This is a genomic window from Microcoleus sp. S13_C3 (assembly GCF_036700905.1).
In the GTDB taxonomy this organism is placed as follows: Bacteria; Cyanobacteriota; Cyanobacteriia; order Cyanobacteriales; family Microcoleaceae; genus Microcoleus.
Map to the genome: position 1 here is coordinate 27,327 of NZ_JAUBPT010000051.1, position 21,076 is coordinate 48,402.

General features: G+C 44.9%; 18 protein-coding genes and 1 pseudogene. 11 read left to right on the forward strand and 8 right to left on the reverse strand.

Translation table 11 applies throughout. The annotated features are described in order from the left end of the window. The first annotated feature begins 67 nt into the window (after nt 1-67). From QUA16_RS15815 to QUA16_RS15825, 3 genes are all read left to right on the forward strand, one after another. Nucleotides 68-841: a class II aldolase/adducin family protein gene (locus tag QUA16_RS15815; RefSeq protein WP_333104854.1), complete on the forward strand. Its 774-nt coding sequence runs from the start codon at nt 68-70 to the stop codon at nt 839-841. A 109-nt stretch (nt 842-950) separates the two neighbouring features. Next, nucleotides 951-1,832 (forward strand): TauD/TfdA family dioxygenase, encoded by an 882-nt coding sequence (locus QUA16_RS15820; protein ID WP_333104856.1) that lies wholly within the window; start codon nt 951-953, stop codon nt 1,830-1,832. Nucleotides 1,833-2,357: 525 nt separating this feature from the next. Next, the gene (locus QUA16_RS15825; protein ID WP_333181223.1) at nt 2,358-3,458 is read left to right on the forward strand and encodes a transposase; all 1,101 of its coding nucleotides are present in this window, start codon (nt 2,358-2,360) and stop codon (nt 3,456-3,458) included. Between the two features lie 53 nt (nt 3,459-3,511). Here the strand turns inward: QUA16_RS15825 and QUA16_RS15830 are convergent, their stop codons facing one another. The 4 genes and pseudogenes from QUA16_RS15830 to folD form a co-directional block, all read right to left on the reverse strand. Next, entirely contained in the window at nt 3,512-4,273 is a 762-nt protein-coding gene (locus QUA16_RS15830; RefSeq protein WP_333104860.1) for a calcium-binding protein, read from the reverse strand. Between the two features lie 76 nt (nt 4,274-4,349). After that, nucleotides 4,350-4,505, reverse strand: a pseudogene (locus tag QUA16_RS15835) (bifunctional 5,10-methylene-tetrahydrofolate dehydrogenase/5,10-methylene-tetrahydrofolate cyclohydrolase); the annotation flags it as partial. A gap of 308 nt (nt 4,506-4,813) precedes the next feature. Next, entirely contained in the window at nt 4,814-5,578 is a 765-nt protein-coding gene (locus tag QUA16_RS15840; RefSeq protein ID WP_333104862.1) for a calcium-binding protein, read from the reverse strand. A gap of 73 nt (nt 5,579-5,651) precedes the next feature. Next, nucleotides 5,652-6,530: a bifunctional methylenetetrahydrofolate dehydrogenase/methenyltetrahydrofolate cyclohydrolase FolD gene (gene folD / locus QUA16_RS15845; protein WP_333104864.1), complete on the reverse strand. Its 879-nt coding sequence runs from the start codon at nt 6,528-6,530 to the stop codon at nt 5,652-5,654. A gap of 144 nt (nt 6,531-6,674) precedes the next feature. Between folD and QUA16_RS15850 the strand changes: the two genes are divergently transcribed. Both QUA16_RS15850 and QUA16_RS15855 read left to right on the forward strand, forming a co-directional pair. Next, nucleotides 6,675-7,106 carry a DNA-binding protein gene (locus tag QUA16_RS15850; RefSeq protein ID WP_333104866.1) on the forward strand — a complete coding sequence of 144 codons (432 nt, stop codon included), beginning with the start codon at nt 6,675-6,677 and terminating at the stop codon, nt 7,104-7,106. A 241-nt stretch (nt 7,107-7,347) separates the two neighbouring features. Further along, nucleotides 7,348-7,770, forward strand: coding sequence for an NUDIX hydrolase (locus QUA16_RS15855; protein ID WP_333104868.1), 423 nt, complete (start codon nt 7,348-7,350; stop codon nt 7,768-7,770). A gap of 97 nt (nt 7,771-7,867) precedes the next feature. On the opposite strand, the gene QUA16_RS15860 is transcribed toward QUA16_RS15855, so the two are convergent. After that, complete coding sequence (locus tag QUA16_RS15860; protein WP_333104870.1) at nt 7,868-8,416, reverse strand: LeuD/DmdB family oxidoreductase small subunit; 549 nt, start codon at nt 8,414-8,416, stop codon at nt 7,868-7,870. A gap of 547 nt (nt 8,417-8,963) precedes the next feature. Between QUA16_RS15860 and QUA16_RS15865 the strand changes: the two genes are divergently transcribed. After that, the gene (locus tag QUA16_RS15865; RefSeq protein WP_333104872.1) at nt 8,964-9,842 is read left to right on the forward strand and encodes a hypothetical protein; all 879 of its coding nucleotides are present in this window, start codon (nt 8,964-8,966) and stop codon (nt 9,840-9,842) included. A gap of 511 nt (nt 9,843-10,353) precedes the next feature. Here QUA16_RS15865 and QUA16_RS15870 read toward each other — a convergent pair. Further along, a complete protein-coding gene (locus tag QUA16_RS15870) occupies nt 10,354-10,515 on the reverse strand; it encodes a hypothetical protein (RefSeq protein WP_333181225.1) in 162 nt (53 codons plus the stop codon). A 99-nt stretch (nt 10,516-10,614) separates the two neighbouring features. Between QUA16_RS15870 and QUA16_RS15875 the strand changes: the two genes are divergently transcribed. The 5 genes from QUA16_RS15875 to QUA16_RS15895 all read left to right on the forward strand — a co-directional run bounded on the left by QUA16_RS15875 (nt 10,615) and on the right by QUA16_RS15895 (nt 17,845). Continuing rightward, nucleotides 10,615-12,717, forward strand: coding sequence for an ATP-binding protein (locus QUA16_RS15875; RefSeq protein WP_333181227.1), 2,103 nt, complete (start codon nt 10,615-10,617; stop codon nt 12,715-12,717). Between the two features lie 441 nt (nt 12,718-13,158). Further along, nucleotides 13,159-14,838, forward strand: a complete 1,680-nt coding sequence (locus QUA16_RS15880; protein ID WP_333104874.1) for an AarF/ABC1/UbiB kinase family protein — start codon at nt 13,159-13,161, stop codon at nt 14,836-14,838. Nucleotides 14,839-15,326: 488 nt separating this feature from the next. Next, on the forward strand, nt 15,327-16,415 hold the full coding sequence (galT, locus tag QUA16_RS15885; protein WP_333104876.1) for a galactose-1-phosphate uridylyltransferase: 1,089 nt from the start codon (nt 15,327-15,329) through the stop codon (nt 16,413-16,415). 165 nt (nt 16,416-16,580) lie between these two features. Then, the gene (locus QUA16_RS15890) at nt 16,581-17,693 is read left to right on the forward strand and encodes a M24 family metallopeptidase (protein ID WP_333104878.1); all 1,113 of its coding nucleotides are present in this window, start codon (nt 16,581-16,583) and stop codon (nt 17,691-17,693) included. Beyond that, nucleotides 17,675-17,845 carry a hypothetical protein gene (locus tag QUA16_RS15895; protein ID WP_333104884.1) on the forward strand — a complete coding sequence of 57 codons (171 nt, stop codon included), beginning with the start codon at nt 17,675-17,677 and terminating at the stop codon, nt 17,843-17,845. The genes QUA16_RS15890 and QUA16_RS15895 overlap by 19 nt, the downstream gene beginning before the upstream one ends. Before the next feature lie 363 nt (nt 17,846-18,208). Here QUA16_RS15895 and QUA16_RS15900 read toward each other — a convergent pair whose 3' ends face one another. Beyond that, nucleotides 18,209-18,460 carry a TIGR02450 family Trp-rich protein gene (locus QUA16_RS15900; RefSeq protein WP_242725377.1) on the reverse strand — a complete coding sequence of 84 codons (252 nt, stop codon included), beginning with the start codon at nt 18,458-18,460 and terminating at the stop codon, nt 18,209-18,211. Nucleotides 18,461-19,219: 759 nt separating this feature from the next. Next, on the reverse strand, nt 19,220-19,444 hold the full coding sequence (locus QUA16_RS15905; RefSeq protein ID WP_006635912.1) for a hypothetical protein: 225 nt from the start codon (nt 19,442-19,444) through the stop codon (nt 19,220-19,222). Between the last annotated feature and the right edge of the window lie 1,632 nt (nt 19,445-21,076).

Consider the following 21,076-nt stretch of genomic DNA (forward strand, 5'->3'; position numbering starts at 1 on the left):
TTTTCTATGAAGAGCAAAATTAGGTTAAAATAACCGGGCCCTGTCAAATTAAGTTGACACGCATTCTATGTCTACCTTAAAAGAACTTCAATCCATCTTCCAGCCTCCGACCTTTGCTAAGGTTGAGGAAGAACGCCGTCATCGCAAGCAGCGCCTTGCTGCCGCCTTACGTCTGTTTGGACATTTTGGGTTTAGTGAGGGCATCGCGGGACACATTACCGTCCGCGACCCTGAACACCTGGATTGCTTTTGGGTCAATCCGTTGGGTAAACATTTCAGTCTCATCCGGGTCAGCGACCTGCTGCTGGTGAACCATCAAGGTGAAGTTATAGAGGGGCACAAGCCTATTAACACGGCAGCTTACGCCATCCATTCTCAAATTCATGCAGCCCGTCCTGATGTGGTGGCAGCAGCACACGCTCATTCAATTTACGGCAAAAGCTGGTCTAGCCTCGGTCGTCTCCTCGACCCCCTCACCCAAGATGCCTGTTCCTTCTACGAAGACCACAGCCTGTTTGATGACTACACGGGAGTAGTTCTCGAACTTGAGGAAGGCAAGCGCATAGCAAGAGCACTAGGGGAGAAGAAAGCCATTATCCTCCGCAACCACGGTCTACTCACGGTGGGTCATTCAGTTGATGAAGCGGCTTGGTGGTTTGTGGCAATGGAACGTTCTTGTCAGGCGCAGTTGATGGCAGAGGCGGCTGGCACCCCCATCCTCATCGACTCCGACAATGCTCGTTTGGCGCAGCGCCAGGTAGGATCGCATCAGGTAGGCTGGTTTAGCTTTCAACCGCTTTACGAATTAATCGTACATCAACAACCTGAACTGCTGGAGTAAAGCAGGTTTGATGTATTTTGAATATAGGACTATTGAGAAAGATCCAGGAATCGGCAGTGATTGTTTCAACCACACTCTGTACAAAATAGAAAATAGCTAGGAGATAGATATGAAGGTAAATACACCGCTTTTATCAGAAAATGTTGGTCAACAAATCATCAATAAGGATAATGTCAATATTTTAGACCTGGACAGGGAAGAAATTATTAACCTGTTTAAATCTTATGGTTTCTTGCTGTTTAGAGGGTTTGAAAATAGTGTTGACACTTTTACCCAATTCACTAACTCCCTTAGTACAGATTTTCTAGATTACACCGGAGGCGTCTTTAATCGCCGAGTAATTAATGGAAATGCAACAATTTTAAGCGTAAATGATTTTAAGGACGAGATTAAATTACATGGAGAAATGTACTATCAGCAAGATATTCCGTTGATGCTTTGGTTCTTCTGCGCTCATCCAGCATCACAAGACGGTGAAACAATACTATGTGATGGTAGGCAATTATTTAATGAACTCAGTAGTCCACTCAAAGAGTTATTTAGCAATAAAAAATTAAAGTATTTTGGTCATTTGAATAAGGAGGGTTGGCAAAATAAATACAAAACCGATGATTTAAGAGTAGTAGAACAGAACTGTAGAAACAATAATTTACTATGGCAAATAAACGAAGATGAATCAATCGATCTTCAATTTATTTGTCCAGCCATACACCCAAGTAGATGTGGAAAATATCCGACCTTTATCAACAGTCTATTGGCAGCAAAACATATAAATCCAAACACACCTTGCTTTGATGATGATTCAGAAATTCCTGATGATATTGTTTCTGAGCTTAATGAAGTAGCTGAGAGAATAACTACAGAGATATCCTGGCAAACAGGGGATATCCTAATGGTTGACAATACTAGAATCTTGCATGGTCGAAGAGCTTTTTCTGATAATCAACGGGATATTTATTTGCGGTTATGTTCTCCAGCGTTTCCCTTCTAAATGCAACTCCCCGCAATCAGGGTAAGAGCATCTCAATCAGGCTTGGCACAAGGACTGGAGAATTTTCATCATGTAGTCATCATTCATCGCAGCTCGTAGTATTTTCTGTCGTAAGCTACGCTTGAGAGTGGTTGTTTGATTGACAGCATTAAGAGCCATCCCGCTGAATACAGCCAAGTTCCGAGGGCGGTTAAACGAGCGAATGCGACATTAAGGTTGATTAACAGCAGTAGGATGCGTCGCCACCCTTAAATATTCAACTAAAACAGCAGGAGTCCCGCACTCTAACGGTACTCCGTTGAGTGTCGGGAGGAATGCGCGTGAGGCTCAAGAGCTGAACAAATTATCTATAAACACAACAGAATTTCTTCGATACGTAATACAATCTTGTCATGAAACAAGTCCTGACAGTATCTTGCAAACTTCAAGTAACGCCTGAGCAGTTCATCAAAATTGATGCAACCCTTCAGGCGTTTGCGAATGCTTGTGAATACGTGAATAAAACTGTGCCGCCAACTCTGACAAATGAATTGGCGATGCAATATGCAGGTATATCACGATGTCAGAGATATGTTTGGACTTTCGGCACAGCTCGCAATCCATGCTATTAGACGGGTTTCTGGCAACAGAAAAACAGCTAAAAAAGATGGGAAGCCTGTTAACAAATTTGCTCCTACTAGCGTCACTTACGATACCCGTATCTTTTCTTTTAGGGAAAAAGATTGGACAGTAAGTTTGACCACTACTGGTGGTAGGGAACGGTTTGTATTGGCTATCGGAAACTACCAGCTTGGATTGCTGAAAAGTCAAAACCCCAAGACTGCTACTTTGTGCAAACGCAAAAATGGCAGTTACTATCTTAATATTCAGCTTGAATCTCAACCCGCAGAGCCTCCACCTTGCAATCAAGTTTTAGGTTGTGACTTGGGCAGGACTGATATAGCAGTTACTTCTGATGGAGATACATTTAGCGGTAAACAAATTACCAAAGTTAGAAATCATTATGCCAAGTTGAGAGCAAATATCCAGCGAACAGCCACGAAAGGCTCGCGTTGCTCTCGGCGTAGATGTCGAGAATTGTTGAAACGGTTGTCGGGTAAGGAAAAGCGCTTTCAGACCTTGGTAAATCACACTATCAGTCACCGTATCGTAACCAAGGCTAAGAACAAAAATCAAGTTATCGCTTTGGAAGATTTGACGGGAATTAGGGAGCGCACAAATCAGCAGCCACGCTCAAAAAAAGAGCGGAGACGATTCAATAGCTGGGCATTTTTTCAGTTGCGCCAATTCCTGATCTACAAAGCTATAAAGCATAGCGTAAAGATTTTGTTTGTGGAGCCTAGATACACTAGCCAAATGTGCCACAAATGCAATCATATTCACCCTTTACAGGGTGAATCTTATAGAAACGGTAAAAAGTTTGCTTGTGGTCATTGTGGATGGAAAGGTGATGCCGACTTAAACGGCAGTAAGAATATTGCTGCTATTGGGGCTTTCGTAAATAAGCCCGAAGGTTCGAGATTGTTTTGCAATGTGCAAGATCATTTCAGGGCTATTGAAAGCCCACACTGTACCTGTACTCAGGGAGCGTGCTGGGTAATTTACATCCGATATACCATCTCATAGCGACGCACCCTACTTCTGATCAGTTTGTCAGGCCACCACTGGTTGTCCTGAATTTAGAAACTCTGAACGGAAACAATGCTGCTTTGTAGTTCATTAGGCGTTACATCGTCTACAAAACCTAAAATCGCGTTAGAATTCCTGACTCTGATTAGAGTCCCTGAAACAGGTCCGCTAAATTCGCTGAGAAAAGCTGGAGGGAAGAATGCTTGTAAAGCTTGCGGCAAATCGAACCTAACTGTTAGTGTCACATTCTGTAGCGGCTCAAACACTATATCATTGACCGTTAAGTCACTCGCTAATCCAATGCGATCTAAATTAGGATCAAAACGTGCGATTCTATCACTAGAATTGATATCTGTAGTGGCAGGATCTATTCCCAGAACGCATAAATTATTGCCCAACTCACAATTTAATAAGTCTCTGCCCACGCCGCCAACCAGAGTGTTATTCCCATCTCCGCCGCCTAAAAGATCATTGCCTCTCCCCGCAAATAAAATATCATCGCCAGCGTCTCCAGTAAGGAAATCAGCATCTAGGCCACCACTGAGGCAGTCATTTCCCTCATTTCCATACAGGGCATCTCTTCCTTTTCCCCCAAATAAAGAATCGTTGCCTGCAAAACCTGTGAGAAAATCTTCCCCTTCATTTCCCAGGATTAACTCGCTAGCCCCTGAGCCATCTACTGTATCGTTGCCATCAAGCGCCCAAGCTCCTAAAGGGAAGCTGGTTATATCTCCAGAAAAAAGTTGAATTCGTTCCGAGGTGTTGTCGCCAATTAAACGCAATGTCCCTGACGCATCCGGTTTTAAAGCCATAGCTAAAATCTCTGTGTGTTGGTAGATTACTAACCCTACTAATTGAGCCAATAGTGGCTCACAAGTTGGCACCAATTCAATTAGAACCGTATTCAATATAACTCGAAACGGTATTTTCCAAAAGCATAGCAACAGTCATCGGCCCGATTCCTCCCGGCACCGGCGTGATAAATCCGGCTACTGTTTTAACAGCATCACAGTCCACATCTGGGGCAAAACAACTCGTACCGTCTGGATTGACAACGCCGAATTCGCGTTGTTGCTATCAATAATTTATCACGCTAAATTTTAGTAATTAGTGATTTAGATCCGAGCATGAAATCGCTACTACACCAACTTTAGTCCGCCGATGCGGACTCAAAGAGTAAATAATTTTACAGGACTTAGGCTACACAGTCAAATTTTACACGACTCATAGTAGTAAGGTGCGAAATACGCACCCTACTACTAGCGTTTCTGCGTAAGTCCTGTAAATATCAGGAGTTAATTTGTGGCTAACAATATGATAAGTTTTTTAGGTCTCCACTGGTTGTCTTGAATTTAGAAACCCTGAACGGAAACAATCCTGCTTTGTAGTTCATTAGGCGTTACATCCTCTACAAAACCTAAAATCGCGTTAGAATTCCTGACTCTGATTAGAGTTCCTGAAGCAGAGCCGCTAAATTCGCTGAGCTCATTTGGAGGGATGGATTGTAGTATAACTTGTGGCAACTCTCGCCTCAATGTTAGTGTCACATCCTGTACCTGCTCCAACACTATATCATTGACCGTTAAGTTACTCGCTAATCCAATGCGATCTAAATTAAGATCAAAACCTGCGATCAGATCACTAGAATTGATATCTGTATTGGCAGGATCTATTCCCAGAACGCATAAATTATTGCCAAACTCACAATTTAATAAGTCTCTGCCCAAGCCGCCAACCAGAGTGTTATCCCCTCCTGCGCCGGATAAAACATCATTGCCTCTACCCCCAAATAAAATATCATCGCCAGCTTGTCCACCAAGGTAATCAGCATCTAGACCACCACTGAGGCAGTCATTTCCAAAAGTTCCATACAGCCCATCTCTTCCTTTTCCCCCAAATAAAGAATCATTGCCGTCAAAACCTACGAGAATATCTTCCCCTTCATTTCCCAGGATTAACTCGCTACCCCCTGAGTTATCATATACTGTATCGTTGCCATCGAGTAACCAAGCTCCTAAAGGGAAATTGGTTAGAGCTCCAGGAGAAATTACAATTAATTCCGAGGTGTTGTCGCCAATTAAGCGCAATGCCCCTGATGGATCGGGTTTTAAAGCCATAGTTAAAATCTGTGTGTGTTGGTAGATTACTAACCCTACTTGAGCCAATACTGGCTCACAAGTGGGTCATAATTCAATTAGAACCGTATTCAATATAACTCGAAACGGTATTTTCCAAAAGCATTGCAACAGTCATCGGCCCGATTCCTCCCGGTACCGGCGTGATAAATTCGGCTACTGTTTTAACAGCATTAAAATCAACATCTCCGGCCAAACGACTCGTACCGTCTGGATTGATGACGCGGTTAATACCGACATCAATTACTACTGATCCAGGTTTGACCATATTAGGTGTAATCATTTCTGTGCGGCCGACTGCGGCTATTAAAATATCGGCTTGATTGGTAATCGATTCTAGGTTTTGCGATCGCGAATGAGCTACAGTAACAGTGCAGTCGGCTTCTAACAGCATCAGCGCCATCGGTTTACCTACCAAAATACTTCTGCCCAAAACAACGGCATTTTTTCCTTTTAAATCAATCTGGTATTCCTGCAATAACCGCATCACTCCGGCTGGAGTACAACTCCGCAAACCTTCCTCCCCGCGCACGAGACGGCCTAAATTTACAGGGTGAAGTCCGTCAGCATCTTTATCGGGAGCAATTTGGTACAGCAGCGAAATTGCATCTAAGTGTTCTGGTAGCGGTAATTGAACTAAAATGCCATCTACTCGATCGTCCTCGTTGAGTGCACGAATTGCAAGTTCTAGTTCCGCTTGAGTAGCGTTTGCGGGGTAATGCTGGCCGAAGGAAGCTATGCCAACTTTAGCGCAGGCTCGCTCTTTATTGCGAACATAGGCTGCACTAGCTGGGTTGTCCCCCACCATCAGCACCGCAAGTCCCGGAGGACGCCCCTTTTGGGGTTGTAGGGCGCGGACTCGATCGCTCAGCTCGCTTTGAATCTTTGTCGCTAAAGCTTTGCCATCTAGTATTTGAGCAGTTTTGGCATCCATTGTAGACTCTGGGTTAGGGGCTGACGATTTTAGATTTTAGCTTAATCCCCGTCAAGGACTCCACTAGAGAAATTTCTTACTTGCGATCGATTCTGGGGATTCTGTTAAAGTAAGTCGTATCTCACATCTCAAATGAGTTGACCAATGACTACTGCAAATAAGCAAGTTTGGGTTCAAAGATTCTGTACCAGCTCTTTGTCGCTAATCCTCGCCAGCGGTTTCTTCAGTTGCGGCAATTTACCCATGTCTCAACTCAATCTTGGTTTTAATGTGGCTAGCATTGGCGACGTTCAACAAAAGCGGCAAGTGGATGCTGAAGTTTATCTCCGGGGAAAGGTAGAAAATCGCGCTCCGTTTGTAGGGAATGCGGCTTATCAACTTGAGGATGGTACGGGCAGTATTTGGATTTTAACCAAGCAAGATTTGCCCCAGCTTGGCGATGAAGTGTTGCTCAAGGGAGAAGTCCGCTACAAGAGTATTACTCTGAAGGAATTGGCCGGAAAAGATTTAGGTGAAGTTTATGTTGAGGAAATGGAACAATTAAGGCGCACTCCCAGTTCAGACAAGGGGAAATAGGCATGGGTTATTTGTTATTTGTTATTTGTTATTTGATAATTGCTCTTGGTTCCCTCTTCCTTATTTATTTAATATCTGAGGCATACTCGATAATTAATCCGTGTATTCCTGTTAAATAACTAATGACTAATAACTAATGACTAATGACTAATGACTACTGACTACTGACTACTGACTAATGACTAATGAGTAATGACTAATGACTACTGACTACTGACTACTGACTAATGAGTAATGACTAATGACTAAAATTCACGTTGCGATCGCGATTTTATACCAAGACGGCAAGTTTCTCTGTCAGTTGCGAGACGATATTCCTCATATCAGGTATCCCGGACATTGGGCTTTGTTTGGCGGACACTTGGAACCGGGAGAAACTGCCCAAGTGGCTGTCTTGCGGGAATTATCAGAGGAAATTGGCTATGCTCCTGCAAGTGTTTCTTTTTTCTGTTGCGATGTCGAACAAGATGTGGTTCGCCACGTTTTTCATGCACAACTTAGTGCGGATGTCAAGGATTTAGTTTTGCTTGAGGGTTGGGATATGAAGTTGTTGACACCGGAGCAGATTCGGGCGGGAAAATGCTTTTCTGAGCAGTCAGGAGATGTGCGACCTTTTGGGATTGCTCACCAGCGTATTTTATTGAATTTTATTGACTCGATTTGAGAAAATTGGCACGCACCCTACATTGCATGGGTTTGAGCAGGGAGATATTTGTAAGGTGCCCCCGGGCGTGCACCCTACATTGCAGGGGGTTTAACAGTTAAGAGCGAGCCGCAATCATTCCCGTTTGGCGCGCGTAGTCAAACAACCCTCCGGCATCAATCACTGGCCCTACTTCTCCTAACGGCTTGAGCGAGAAAGTTCGATCGAGAGTGTGGTTGACAATTACCTCTGCTGTAAAGTCGATCGTCACTTCTTGGCCCGTTACAAACAAGTCGCAGAGCCGATCGACTGATTCGATCGGGTACAATTCGCCAGTAGCCGAGCAATTGCGAAAGAAAATGCGTGCGTAAGACAAAGCTACCACCGCTGTGACGCCGGCAGCCCCCAGAGCGATCGGAGCGTGCTCCCGCGAAGAACCGCAGCCAAAATTTTCGCCCGCTATGATAATCGGATACCTGGTTTTCTGTTCACCGGATTCGATAAACTTACCGTAGCGATCGGGCAACCCAATCATAGCGTAACTTCCTAGTTTCTCGTACTCGTCCGGCTTCGAGGGAACCAGGGTCAGGTATTCGGCCGGGATAATTTGATCTGTATCGATGTTGTCGTCTACAACAAAAATTTGACCGCTAATTACTTTACCCATAGTTTATTTCCTGTTAGCCTCGTTCGATGCTGTGGTGATAATTTTAAGTGGATCGGTATGCAAGATTTGCATCTGTTCATTTTAACCTGGCAGTGTCAGTGATAACCTGTTTGACATCCACCCCGACCGTCGCGGACGGGGATTCCCAAACCTCACGATTTGAATTTCTGCTTCTTCGCAACTGCCTCCACCCTAAAAGAGATTTGGTCTTATGTTCGCTCCACAGACTAACCCCGCAAGCCCTGCGGTTTTTACGTGTCGAATACCAAACGGAATTCTTCTTCGTTTTTGATTCTAGGGATGTTTACCATTGCCCTATCCTATGCATCCCGGTCTACCGATTTTGCTTCGCCGCCAGCACCTCGGGCTGAACTTCGCTCGTATAGGCTGTTTGATCCATCGTCTCGGGTGGGTCGTTGACCAATTATATTGTAAGATAAAGCCGTCCTAAAAGGACGAGGTTTCTACCCAATTTTCTGATGAGTAAAAATTAGATCCGAGACTTTGGGTTAACAATTAACAGATTGCTAAGCGTCAAGATAGTTTTATGGCAAATCCAATAGATGACATTGCTCGACAAGCTCGCGAGGGCTCGGTTGCATCGATTATTCAAATCCTTAATGACGAACTGGCACAGGTAGGGGTAAGGGCCAGAGCCGTGTTTGCCGACGGGGTGCTGCAACTGCTGTGCGAAGCTGCAACGCCCCAACTGCTCGAAGAGTCTAGTTTGGTTGATCGAGTCCGAGAAATTTTGGAACGCATTTCGCCCCACAATATTCGCCGAGTCAACATCAACAGCCGGCTTGTCCGAGAACACCAACTGCTGTGGCTGGAAGAAATTAGCCGCGATCCCGAAAATCAACTGTTGTGGTCTCAAGAAATTAAACTCCGAAAGCCGAATTTGTTCAAGCGTTTAGCTCTGAGCAACCATCACGAACGCCAAGCTGTGGCAGGCAAGCGGGCTTTGCCGAGAATGGCTATACCTCGATCGATGCAGCAACCGCGGCAATTTCAGCGCGGTATCGTCGGCGGCATCAGTTTGAGTGTGCTGTTGCTTGCAGCAGCGGCCGCCATCTACAAAGGACTTAATTCCCAAGTGCCAAACAGCACCCAAGCCAGCACCCAAGCAGTTGCCAGTGCCCCTCCCTCGGAGGCAAAACCTGCTTTGAAAATTTCTAAGGAGACTGTTAATTCTGCTGTTGACTCTTTTGCCCAAGCAGTGCGAGTAGCCGAACAAGCAGCCACCGAGGGCAAAACCGCTCAATCTCGCCAGGATTGGTTAGTCGTAGCTGCTAAGTGGCAGCAAGCTTCCGATTTGATGGCCGCTGTGCCTTCCAAGCATCCCCGCTACACAACGGCTCAGAACCGGACGGCACTTTACCGCGAAAATAGCGATAAAGCCCAACAGGAAGCACAAAATAAATAAATTTAACAAGAGAGTTCGCCGCGCTGCTCTAGGTGTTGTGAAAAATGAGTTGTTGAGTAAAAACTCGGAAACTCTCAGCCGGCGTTATGAGTCATAATTTGGGGATTTTGAATTTTTGCGATCGGCGTTACTCGATCGGCCGATGTGTATCAAAATAAAATTTGTTAAGATCACAAACTTAAAGAGGAAACATCACAGGGTCAGGAGATGGGTGTCACTAAGCGGTCTCTAGAAAAACTTCATACTACTAATAACCGTCAATCGATTTTAGATTTTAGATTTTAGATTTTAGAGGCGACCCCACGGATAAATACGTTCGGCAAGTTTCATCGGATACAGGTTTTTTATTTTTGGACGGATGAATCACGTGGCGGGTATCCTAGATGCGAGGGGGTCAAAATTAGCGGGAATGGGATTGATAATCATCCGGTAAAGGATGGTAAAGTTCATCCCGTAAAGATCGCAGGGTAAAAAACAGGAAAATAGAACCCGGTCAGATCAGGGTATATTTTCACATATCGATCGACCCGCCGATCGGCTGCACAAACACAGAAAGCAGCCTCATAACCGTCAAGCCGACAGTTATGGAGAGGTTCCATATTTGCAGCGGGAGCCGACTCAAACATCTTAGAATAAAGGCTTGGTTGACATGATCGATCGCCAGGGAAGTCAAGAGTTTACTTCGATCGACCGATCGCCGTCAGAGTCTTGCACTTTGCATTTACCGCAAATCTCACAACCAGTATCAGTCCCAAAATTTCTGGATCGTCTTATGCAGTTCCAGGTCGATCCTGCCCTTATCGGGCGACAAATTTGCCAAATTCTCGCCACCAGCTTCGATCGAGAAATCCTGCTGCTGCAAATAGCCAATACTTTGGGGGCTGCATGGGAGGCAGATTTCTGTTTGGTTACTGCTGTGGTTGACCAGAAAGTAGTACATCCGAATGCTTACTGGCAAAATAGCAGTGATTTTCTCTATGTGGCTGGTGTTGCCGATTCCACTGAAACACCGGAACACCCCCAAACCACCAGATTAAAACCGCCTAGCATATCACTCGAACATCCCGTTTGGGCAAATGTCCTAGCAGACGGCGAGATAGTGACGATATCCGACTATCTTGATATTCCGGCAACTTCATCGTCCAATGCCCCTGTGACTGCGCTGCCTTTTCGGGCAATTTTGGCAGGGCCTGCGCGATTTGGAGGGGCTGTAAATGGCATGATGATTGTTGGTAAGTCGCAACCTCACGAGTGGTCGGTAGCCGATCGGCAGCGCCTTGAATCCGCATCAGACGCGATCGGCAGCGCGATTTCTCACCTTCAAAAAACTCAAGAAATTGCCAGCTTAAACGAACAGTTACAGCGACAAGCTAAATACAAAAATCTACTCAGGTCAGTTGCTGCATCGATCGACACAAATTCAGAAGTCGATCGAATATTGCAGCAAGTTATTGAAAATACCGTCGATACCCTGGAAGTAGATAGAGGCCAAATCCTCCTATTGAAATATACAGATCCTCTATTTACAACTCGCTCCCCCAATCACACTCCCAAAGCGAAAGTCGAATTAGTTGGCGAATATGTTGTAAAAAAATATCCAAACAAACAGGTAATATCACAAAGCGCGATCGGAAAAAAAAGCTCAACACCCAAAACAAAAAACAAGGATAAAACTGCTAATTCCCAATCCCAAATCCCCAACTCAAAACCCAATAACTCTCCCGCTTTTTGGCTGTCAGAATCTAATTTGTGCCACCAAGCATTCCACAGCGCACCCAAACCCCTAGCCCTCGTTGACGCAGGCGAATTAATCGGCAAAGAACAAGAAGCAGCCACAGAAATTTTGAAACTCCAAGGCATTCGCGGCTTGCTGCTGGTTCCCCTCACGGGCGGTAGCTGCCAGGAAACAGTTTTAGGTTTCTTAGTTTTGCAGCACTGCGAGCCGCGCACTTGGAACCCGGAAGAATTAGAAGTTCTCGAATCAGTCAGCGCTCAAGTGAGCAAGATGATTATCCAAACTCAAAGGCTTAAGGAATTGCAAAGCGTAGTCTTAGACAGAACCGCTCAGTTGCAGCAAAGTCTCGAGCTGCAGGGGAAACTGTACGAACAATCTGCCAATCAGCTAGAGCAAATGCGGAAATTGAAGCTGATTAAAGACGAGTTTCTCAGCACTCTGAGTCACGAGTTGCGTACCCCTTTAACCATCATGAAGCTGGCGATTCTGATGCTCAAACAAGCTGAACAGCCGTCAGCGAATCGAACTAAGTATCTCGACATTCTAGAGCAGCAGTGTTCTAAGGAAACTGCTCTGGTTAACGATTTGCTGGCCCTCAAGCAGTTTGAGCCTCAGCAAGTCCCGATTTCTCAAATAAAAATCGATATCAACGGTTTATTTCAAGATTTAGCTGGGGATTTTGAAAAACAATGGGCGAATAAGCAATTGACTCTCAAGGTGGATTTGCCCAAGTTGACCCCTTGCTGGGAAACCGACCTGGACATTCTCAATCGGGTACTGCTGGAACTGCTGACGAATGCTGGAAAATACTCGGCTTCTGGAACGGCGGTAGTTTTGGAGGTGTCTGAGGCAGCCGGCTATATTGTCCTGAGCATTTCTAATTTCGGGCCCGGCATTTCTGCGGCTGATTTGCCCCACATCTTTGAAAAGTTCCGCCGTGGCACTGGCATTACTGACCAAGCTATCGCAGGTACGGGTTTGGGTCTAGCTCTGGTAAAGTGTTTAGTGCAGCACTTGAATGGTACTATTGATGTGTCTAGCTGTCCGGTCGAAAGTTCAGAAGCTGACAATTTGTGGCGCACATCTTTTACTCTGACTCTGCCGCAATTTGCAGCGGAACTCTGTAATGTAGAAGAATAGTTCGGTTGAGAATGTGCTGGGAATTGGCAGCGAACAGGCGAAACGAGAAGACTTGCCCGAAGAGGGAGATTTGGAAATGTCGTAAACGCTACCAAGTGCTCTGTTTTGAATTGTTTCTCTGGTCGCCGTCTAAATTGCCGGTTCTAGATTGCTGATTTTCCCCAGAACTTATATTATGTCTGATTATTGACCCGTAATTAGCGCGTGTTTGTAGTGAGTACGACTGTCCTCTATTTATGAATTAATCAGGACTTGCATTACTGACTAGGAACTTAATTATAATTGTATAGCCGGAGATGATATTAGGCAGTATAGACCAAAGAAACTGAGTTTTTTAACTGTTTCAAAGGCCTGCAACCCGTCTTTTCGTACCAGCGGGTTTGTGCGTCCTGGATTGTCCCTAAAAATTGTCACGGTGCATGGAATTCGATCGCCAATATTATGCTCACAAAAGCTGCACCTAAAACCCTGCGTTGGCAACGTTCTAAATATTCGCCACTGGCACGGCAAATAGACATTTTTGCAGCGGCGGGAAAGTTTATGTTTTTTTTGTGGTGGGACGCACTGCTGCAAAATAATTCGCCTCATACTAGGAGAATTCGCGCTCATTGGTTGGTCAATACTTTGCTGAATTTAGGCCCGACTTTTATTAAAATCGGCCAGTCTCTCTCGACTCGGGCGGATTTGCTGCCGCTTGAGTATGTGAAGGAACTCGAACAGTTGCAGGATCGGGTTCCTCCGTTTAGTTCCGAAGAGGCGATCGCTCTTGTAGAATCAGAGTTAGGCAAGGATATTTATGCTTTGTACCGCGATTTTGATCCGTCGCCAATTGCTGCTGCGAGTCTGGGACAGGTGCACAAAGCAAGGCTGCACACCGGGGAAGATGTGATTGTAAAGGTGCAGCGTCCGGGTTTGGAAAGTTTATTTGATTTGGATGTGAAGGCGGTGCGCCAAGTGATGCGTTTTTGCGATCGCTATTTGCCTGGGACGCGCAAATATGACCTGGAATCTATTTATCACGAGTTTTTTAAGATTTTATATCAAGAAATTGACTACCTGCAAGAAGGTAAAAATTCCGATCGCTTTAGCCATAATTTTCGAGAATATCCTCAGATTATTGTCCCGAAAGTCTACTGGCAATACACTACTAAAAAAGTGCTAACTCTAGAATACGCACCCGGTATTAAAGTGGACGACCGCATTAGTTTAGAGGCGATGGGAGTCGATATTGTGAAACTCAATCAACTCGGAATTTGCTGTTATTTGAAACAGTTGTTAATTGACGGTTTTTTTCAAGCTGACCCGCATCCGGGAAATTTGGCGGTGACAGAAGATGGTAGCTTGATTTTTTACGATTTTGGGATGATGGCGGAGGTGAAGTCTCTGGCTAAAGACCAAATGGTCAAGACTTTTTTTGCTGTGATGAGAAAGGATACTGACGAGGTACTCAATACTTTAATTACGATCGGCTTAGTTGAGCGGATGCCGGATATGATGCCGGTACGCAGGTTGATTGCTTTTCTGTTGGATAAGTTTATTGATAAGCCGATCGACTTTCAAGCTTTTAATGAAATTAAGAACGAACTTTACATCATGTTCGAGCAGCAACCGTTTCGCTTGCCTGCAGAAATGATGTTTATTGTCAAGTCGGTAACGACTCTCGACGGCATTGCTAGAACTCTCGACCCTGACTACAATTTCCTAGCATCCGCTCAGCCTTTTGTCAAGAGTATTGCGGTGAGCAAGGGGCGGGGAAGTGCGATCGGAGAATTGGCAAGGCAAGCGCGAAGTTTTATTACATATAAGTTACGGCAGCCGAGCAAATCGCAAGTTTTTCTCAAGCGTTTGGAGCAGCGAATTGAAGAGGGCGAACTGCAAATTAGAGTGCGAAATCTAGAGAGCGAAAGAGCCTTGAAACGCATTAATTTAGCTTTGAAAACTCTAATTTTCGCTTGTTTGACTGGTTTTGTGTTTTTGTCGGGTGCAGTGCTGCTAGTGGGCGGATATCAAACGGGGGCGATCGCAGCTTTTGCGGTTTCTGGATTCGGTGGCTTGTTTCTGTTGCGCTCGTTGTTAGACTTGTTGGTTAAGGAAAAGCTTGATCGAATGGTCGATCGATAAATATAGTGGGTAATTGGGAATTGCGATCGTAGTCAGGACTTTAGCCCTAATTAAAAAAACTAATGCTGACTCATCTCTCCTGCAATAGTTAGTCTGACCAGTATCCTTTCCTACTGCTAGATATTGTTAAACAGGAGAATTGGTGATTTTTTGAGCCATCAAGTTTGTAATCTCGTTAGGCTAACTCTTGATCAGAGAAAAAGGAGATTCCTTTTTTGGCAAACTATATATAGTGGGTCTGCGTAAGTCCTGTCAAAGCTAAAGTCGTCTTAGATATGACTCAAGAACTCATTAGTCCTCATAGCGAGCTCTTTAGCTAAAAACTCCGTGGGTTTCAACCCCTGGCCGACTTGCGGACGATCGGCTGAGGTTGGTACTGCCAACTAAACTTGTTAACATAATTTGCGACTTTAGGTAGGGGCGGATGCTCAAAGCACGAAGTTATACTCCTAACATATATTAAACGCGATCGCCCGCCCCTACAAAAAATGTACGCCCAAAAATTGCTAAAACCAGACGGCCGCCCACTCACACTGTACAGCCGCTACCCAATCCCAGAAGGTATCGCGGCCGTAAGTCCCAGCAATGAACCGGTACAGGCGAACCCGCACTTTCGCTGGCATCCTTTGCGAGGGGAATGGGTAGCATACGCCAGCCACCGTCAGGGAAGAACTTTCATGCCACCACCGGAATACAACCCGCTGGCAGCTACCATTAACCCTAAGTTTCCGACAGAATTGCCGCCGGGAGAGTACGATGTAGCAGTGTTTGACAACCGCTTTCCCTCGATGACTTTGCAAGCAAAAAACGCACCTGCAAATATTGTAGAAACTTTGCCTGCTAAGGGCATTTGCGAAGTCGTTGTTTTCACTCAAGATCCGCTGGCTTCCTTGGGTTCTTTGGAGTTAACTCATTTGGAATTATTGTTAGAAGTATGGGCCGATCGCACTTCCGTTATTGGCAGCAATCCCGAAATTGAATACGTCTTGCCCTTTGAAAATCGCGGTGTCGAAGTCGGAGTAACTTTGCACCATCCCCACGGTCAAATTTACGCTTATCCGTTCGTGCCACCGGTGCCGGCACGGATGTTAGAATGTCAATCGGTTTACTATCAAAAAAATAGTACCGGTTTGCTGCAAGATTTGATTCAAAAAGAGATTTCCGACAACCAGCGAATTATTTATTTAGACGAAGAGGCGATCGCCTTTGTCCCCGCTTGTGCCCGCTACCCTTACGAAGTGTGGATTGCCCCGATCGCCCCCGCTGCTACATTTATCGATTTGACGGAAAAACAGCGCCAATCACTCGCTAAAGCCTTAAAAACAGTCACCCTCAAATACGACGGTTTGTGGCATCGCCCGTTCCCTTATTTGATGGCTTGGTTTCAAGGGCCCACAGACGGGAAACCCCATCCAGAAGCGCATTTGCACGCCCAATTTTATCCGCCCTATCGATCGAGCGATCGATTAAAATACCTAGCAGGAACCGAACTCGCCGCCGGAATGTTTGCCAACGACGCTTTACCCGAAGAAAAAGCTAAAGAATTGCAAGCAGTATCTATCGATTTTAGATTTTAGATTTTAGATTTTAGAGATTGTAGATTTTAGATTTAGCAAATGTTAACTAAAATCAGTGATTTTCTTCCTTCTTCCTTCTTCCTTCCCCCTACTGGGGCAGGGGGGAGTTTACTTCTTCCTTCTTCCTTCTTCCTTCTTCCTTCTTCCTTCTTCCTTATTTCATATATGATAAACTCATTAAACCCAGAAGTTGAAAGCAAACTCGAATTCATCCGCAAAGCCTTAACCGAAACAAAAGCCATCGCCCTTCGCTTGCGAGGCACTGACTGGTTTGCATGGGCCACAGCCGGCGGTTCCCATACAGTATTGCTAACCGCAGAAACCGGAGTTGCAGAAATATTAATTACCGCCGAAAACGCTTGGGTTCTCACCGATGAAATCGAAGCTCAACGCTTGCAAGATGAAGAATTGCCAACCAACTTTCAAATGCACATCTATCCTTGGGCTGATGTTGCACAGCGCGAAGCTTTCGTCAAAAAAATTACTGGTGGCGGTAACGTCATGAGCGATCGGCCAAATTCCCAAGAAATGCCAATAATCGCATCTTTACAGTCTCGCAAACAGACAATGATGTCAAGCGAATTAGAGCGATACCGGCGAGTCGGGCGTTTAGCCAGCGAAGCGATGACAGAGGTACTTTCCGCCGCCAAACCCACATGGACAGAATATCAGCTAGCGGGAGCCGGTGCAGAGGCATTGTGGGCGAGAGGTTTGCATCCAGCCCTGACATTAGTTGCTGGAGAAAGGCGTTTGCCACTGTACCGCCACGCCACAGCAACCGCCGAACAAATTGGACGACAAGCAATGTTAGTATTTTGCGCGAGGGGAGGGGGTTTGTATGCAAATTTAACTAGATTTGTCTGTTTCGATTTTCTTGGGGAAAAGCATTCAGAGTTGCACCGACAAGTCAGAGAAATTGAAGCAGCGACGCTAAATTTTTGCCGACCGGGAGTAACGCTGAATGCGGTTTATGATACCCTTAAAACTGCTTACGAAGAGCACGGATATCCTCAAGCAATTCGGGAACACCATCAAGGCGGAACTACCGGATATTTGGCGCGCGAAATTGTGGCGAATCCGGCTACTTCAGATATTTTGGCAGAAAATATGGCTGTGGCTTGGAATCCGAGTTTGTCGGGAGCAAAAATTGAGGATACGTTTGTAATTCACAGCGATGGAACCTTGGAAAATTTAACTTTTGATCCGAATTGGCCGAGTGTAGAAGTAGCGGGAAGGTTGCGCCCTGTGCCGCTGGAAATATGGGACGATCGACCTTAGTCAATCTTCAGCAGTACCGAGCGATCGCAACCCGCTACGACAAACGCGCTGCAAACTTATTAGGTGCAATTTATCTAGCAGCTTCTGTCATTTGGCTTAATTTAGGACACGCCCTAGAGGAAAAAAGGAAACTACCCTACAAAACGCATTAAATTGAGTTGCGATCGCCGTACTTAATGTTTTGTTACATACGGATGATTTTTCCCACCGACTTACTTAAGCAAAAACGCTGCTACATAAGGGTTTCCAGAACTTGTAGTTATGTAAAAGATTTTTCAACACCGAAAAAGTCTCATATCGCTTCCGGTTGCATCAAAATAATAAAATCGAGTTAACAGTTAATACTCAACCATTGAGTTTTTCCACCCCTCCTTCAACAGTCAACAGTCAACAGTCAACAGTCAACAATCATGTATGAGTGCAACCGGAATTGATATCACTCCGTATTGGTTTGGATCGCAACGATAGCAGCAGGCGACGGAAGTTCCGCTGACTCTACCCCACAGCCCTGTCTTTTAGTCTGCAGTTTCTAATTCCTCTAATTCTTGCGTAGACTGCCATCCAGCTTGCCAGAGCGATCGGTCTTTGAGCTGTGCGGCGTTGAGCCAAAAACGCACATTTGGATCGCAAGCCGCCACCATTTCTGCAAATACCCATTTACCTTCATTTTTTCGGTTGACGACTTGAAAGTGTCGCCACCCCCAAGTTTTTTGGTGTGAAGTCCATCGGGAACCAACTAAATAAGGAAATTTTTGTTTTTTGCTCACAGTATTTTTGTGGAAAAATATATTAGAAAGCAAGTGAATTGTAATATAGCCATCCTAAATCCTGTGTGTAATTCTTGTAGGGGCAAACCCCCTGTGGTTGCCCCCATGAGGCCGGGGTAGGCAAAGAAAGGCACTATCCCTACATCTTTGTACGACTCCTGCAAAGATTGCTATAACTCGTTCTGTTTGATGATATTAATTCCCTATTAAAGCTCGTCAAATCCTCTCCCCCTCTCCCCTTCTCTAGAACATACCAGATAATATAGAGCCACAGCAGCTTACATGAGACTTCACCTAAACTCTATCTGCAAGTAGATGCGTTTATTGTAACTTGCAGCAGTTTCGCATCGGGGTTCAAAAGTAAGGGCAGTTCAATGACTGCCCCTGTAATTAGTTATACCTATTGAATAGGATAATTTTTCAGGCGATCCACAAATAGCCTATTTATCCAATACCAGCTAAATCGTGAATCTCAAATCTAAAAGCAAATAACCCAGGTTATAGTTGTGCAGAATAATCCTTTCTGTGAAACTTACTCAAATCTACTTTTAGAGCAGGTTTGACGTTCACTTCCTGTTTCTATCAAAGCGGTCGGCCGCTTCTTGTCCACAGGCGTGTTTTCGAGCCCAACTTTCCCTACAAACATTTTTTCAATCTTAATCGTGTTTCATTGATCCTGTACAGCTCAATAAAAATGCACTTTTAGGTAAGATTGACTAATTTCTTTGATTCTGTCGCTACCTCTTGATTACTTCCCTGTTAAGGCTTTTGGCCTGATAAGTCCAGAGGAAGTTGGGGAAGCCGGAGGCGAACCGCATTTGTTTGCAGCCAGAGAGTGATAGCGTGTTTCCGTTGCGGAGTCACGTACTCTCCCGGTCGGATCACGCCAGCACAGACGCCGATGTTTTTAATAAGGGTTTCTCGCTCCGATGAACTTGCACCCTGTAGCAACCTGACTTGGGCTTTGATAAAATCCACGTTCATAGCTGAAAGTAAAAGTAAGTAAAGAACTCAGTTAAATAGCGATGCTTTGCTTCCGATTGTAACTCTAAAACCACTTGGTATGAATCAAATTGATTCAACATCCCCATCCTGGGGATCGGGGCGTCTAGAGTTAGCCAACTTTATTTACTTTATCTGTTTTTGCTAGCAAAAGTGTCACTATGCTAGCAGTTTTGGCAGAATTATTTATAGTTAAGAACTGTTACAAATCTGGCTCGCTTTCCACCATACGGCAGAGTTTAGTGCTAACGCTGCTTTCCTGAACTCAAAAAGTTCAGCATTGTCTCCAACTCCTTGCCTTCCTAGGTTTTAGACTCCCCGATTGGGAAGCGATCGCTCCGGTAACATTCCTCTTCGATCGCCCCTCTTAACACCCGGACACCGCCGCACCACCCTATTGATTTAGATCGTCCCCTAGACTTGGCTGTGGACTATAACTTTAGGCATACGTGTTGTTACCGGGGCTACAATAAGCGAGCAAGTTTTTATTCTGGTTTCTCAAGGAAATATTTTTTGGATTTTCTTGCCAAGCCCTTATTTGTGTTAATTAAGGCCGCTTTGTGATGTCCGGGCTAACGAAGACTCGCAGCTTGTGAACCCAGATATTTAGTGCTGTGTGGCGGTGAATCTGTTTCCTGAATTCATTGGGGGCGATCGCTCCTCCGCCAGAATTGCCAGTAACGGCTCATTTTGTATAATTCCTAGCAGATCTGTCACTGCTAATAATTTAAAAACAGCACAACTTTAAACAGTCTTTCATCCGTCGATCGCTCCTAATCGCCCCCAAAGAGACATAAAAAAAATTAACTCTGCATAAGCTGTGTTGCATCTAGATTGCCTATGGTATTAGAGAGGGAGAGGGGGAGAAGAGGAGAGGGGGAGAGGATTTGACGATTGTTGATCGGGACTCGAAATATGCAATTTAAATGAACAACAGCTTACCCGATTTTATAAGGCGATTTTTCCTGAGTCATTTGCCGTAGATAGCAATTCGATATAGCCCTCTTGGCTGGTCACTAAAGTTAAAATTAGCTTTAAATTAAGCTGCTAAGCCTACGCGATTAAATTCCAAATTTAACTGGTTTAATTTTCCCTTAAATTGCCTCGTTTACGATATTTTATGGTTTTTAAATAAGAATACGCTGAGCGCCATTTTTATTGTTTAAAAAAGTCGTTTTTGACGGTAAAACCTTCGGTTTAGCGAACTCTGGACGTGAATTAAAGATATTAATTCATCGGCGTTGCACAATTTGAGGATTATTGTGGTGAGTAGGGTTAGGCGTCCCGCCTGCTTTGAAAATACACGCATTCAGGCTCATGGATCCATTACAAAAAAAATCAAAATCTTCCCACTATTATTGCAACCCCAATTAACCAGCTCCTACGACAATACGCTTGGGCCCGTGGAAAATTGTAGCGAAAATGTTGGGCGGAGTGAAACCGAGGGTTCGTTCCACTCCGCCCAACCTACGCACGATCTGTTTTTGTAGCACTCACCCAAGCGTATTGGCTCATACGATATCTTTCACTCTCCAAAAACCCACATTCCGCACTTCAAGTTGAAGTACGATAAAATAGAATACCGAAAAAGCCAAAAACCCGGATAATTCAGAA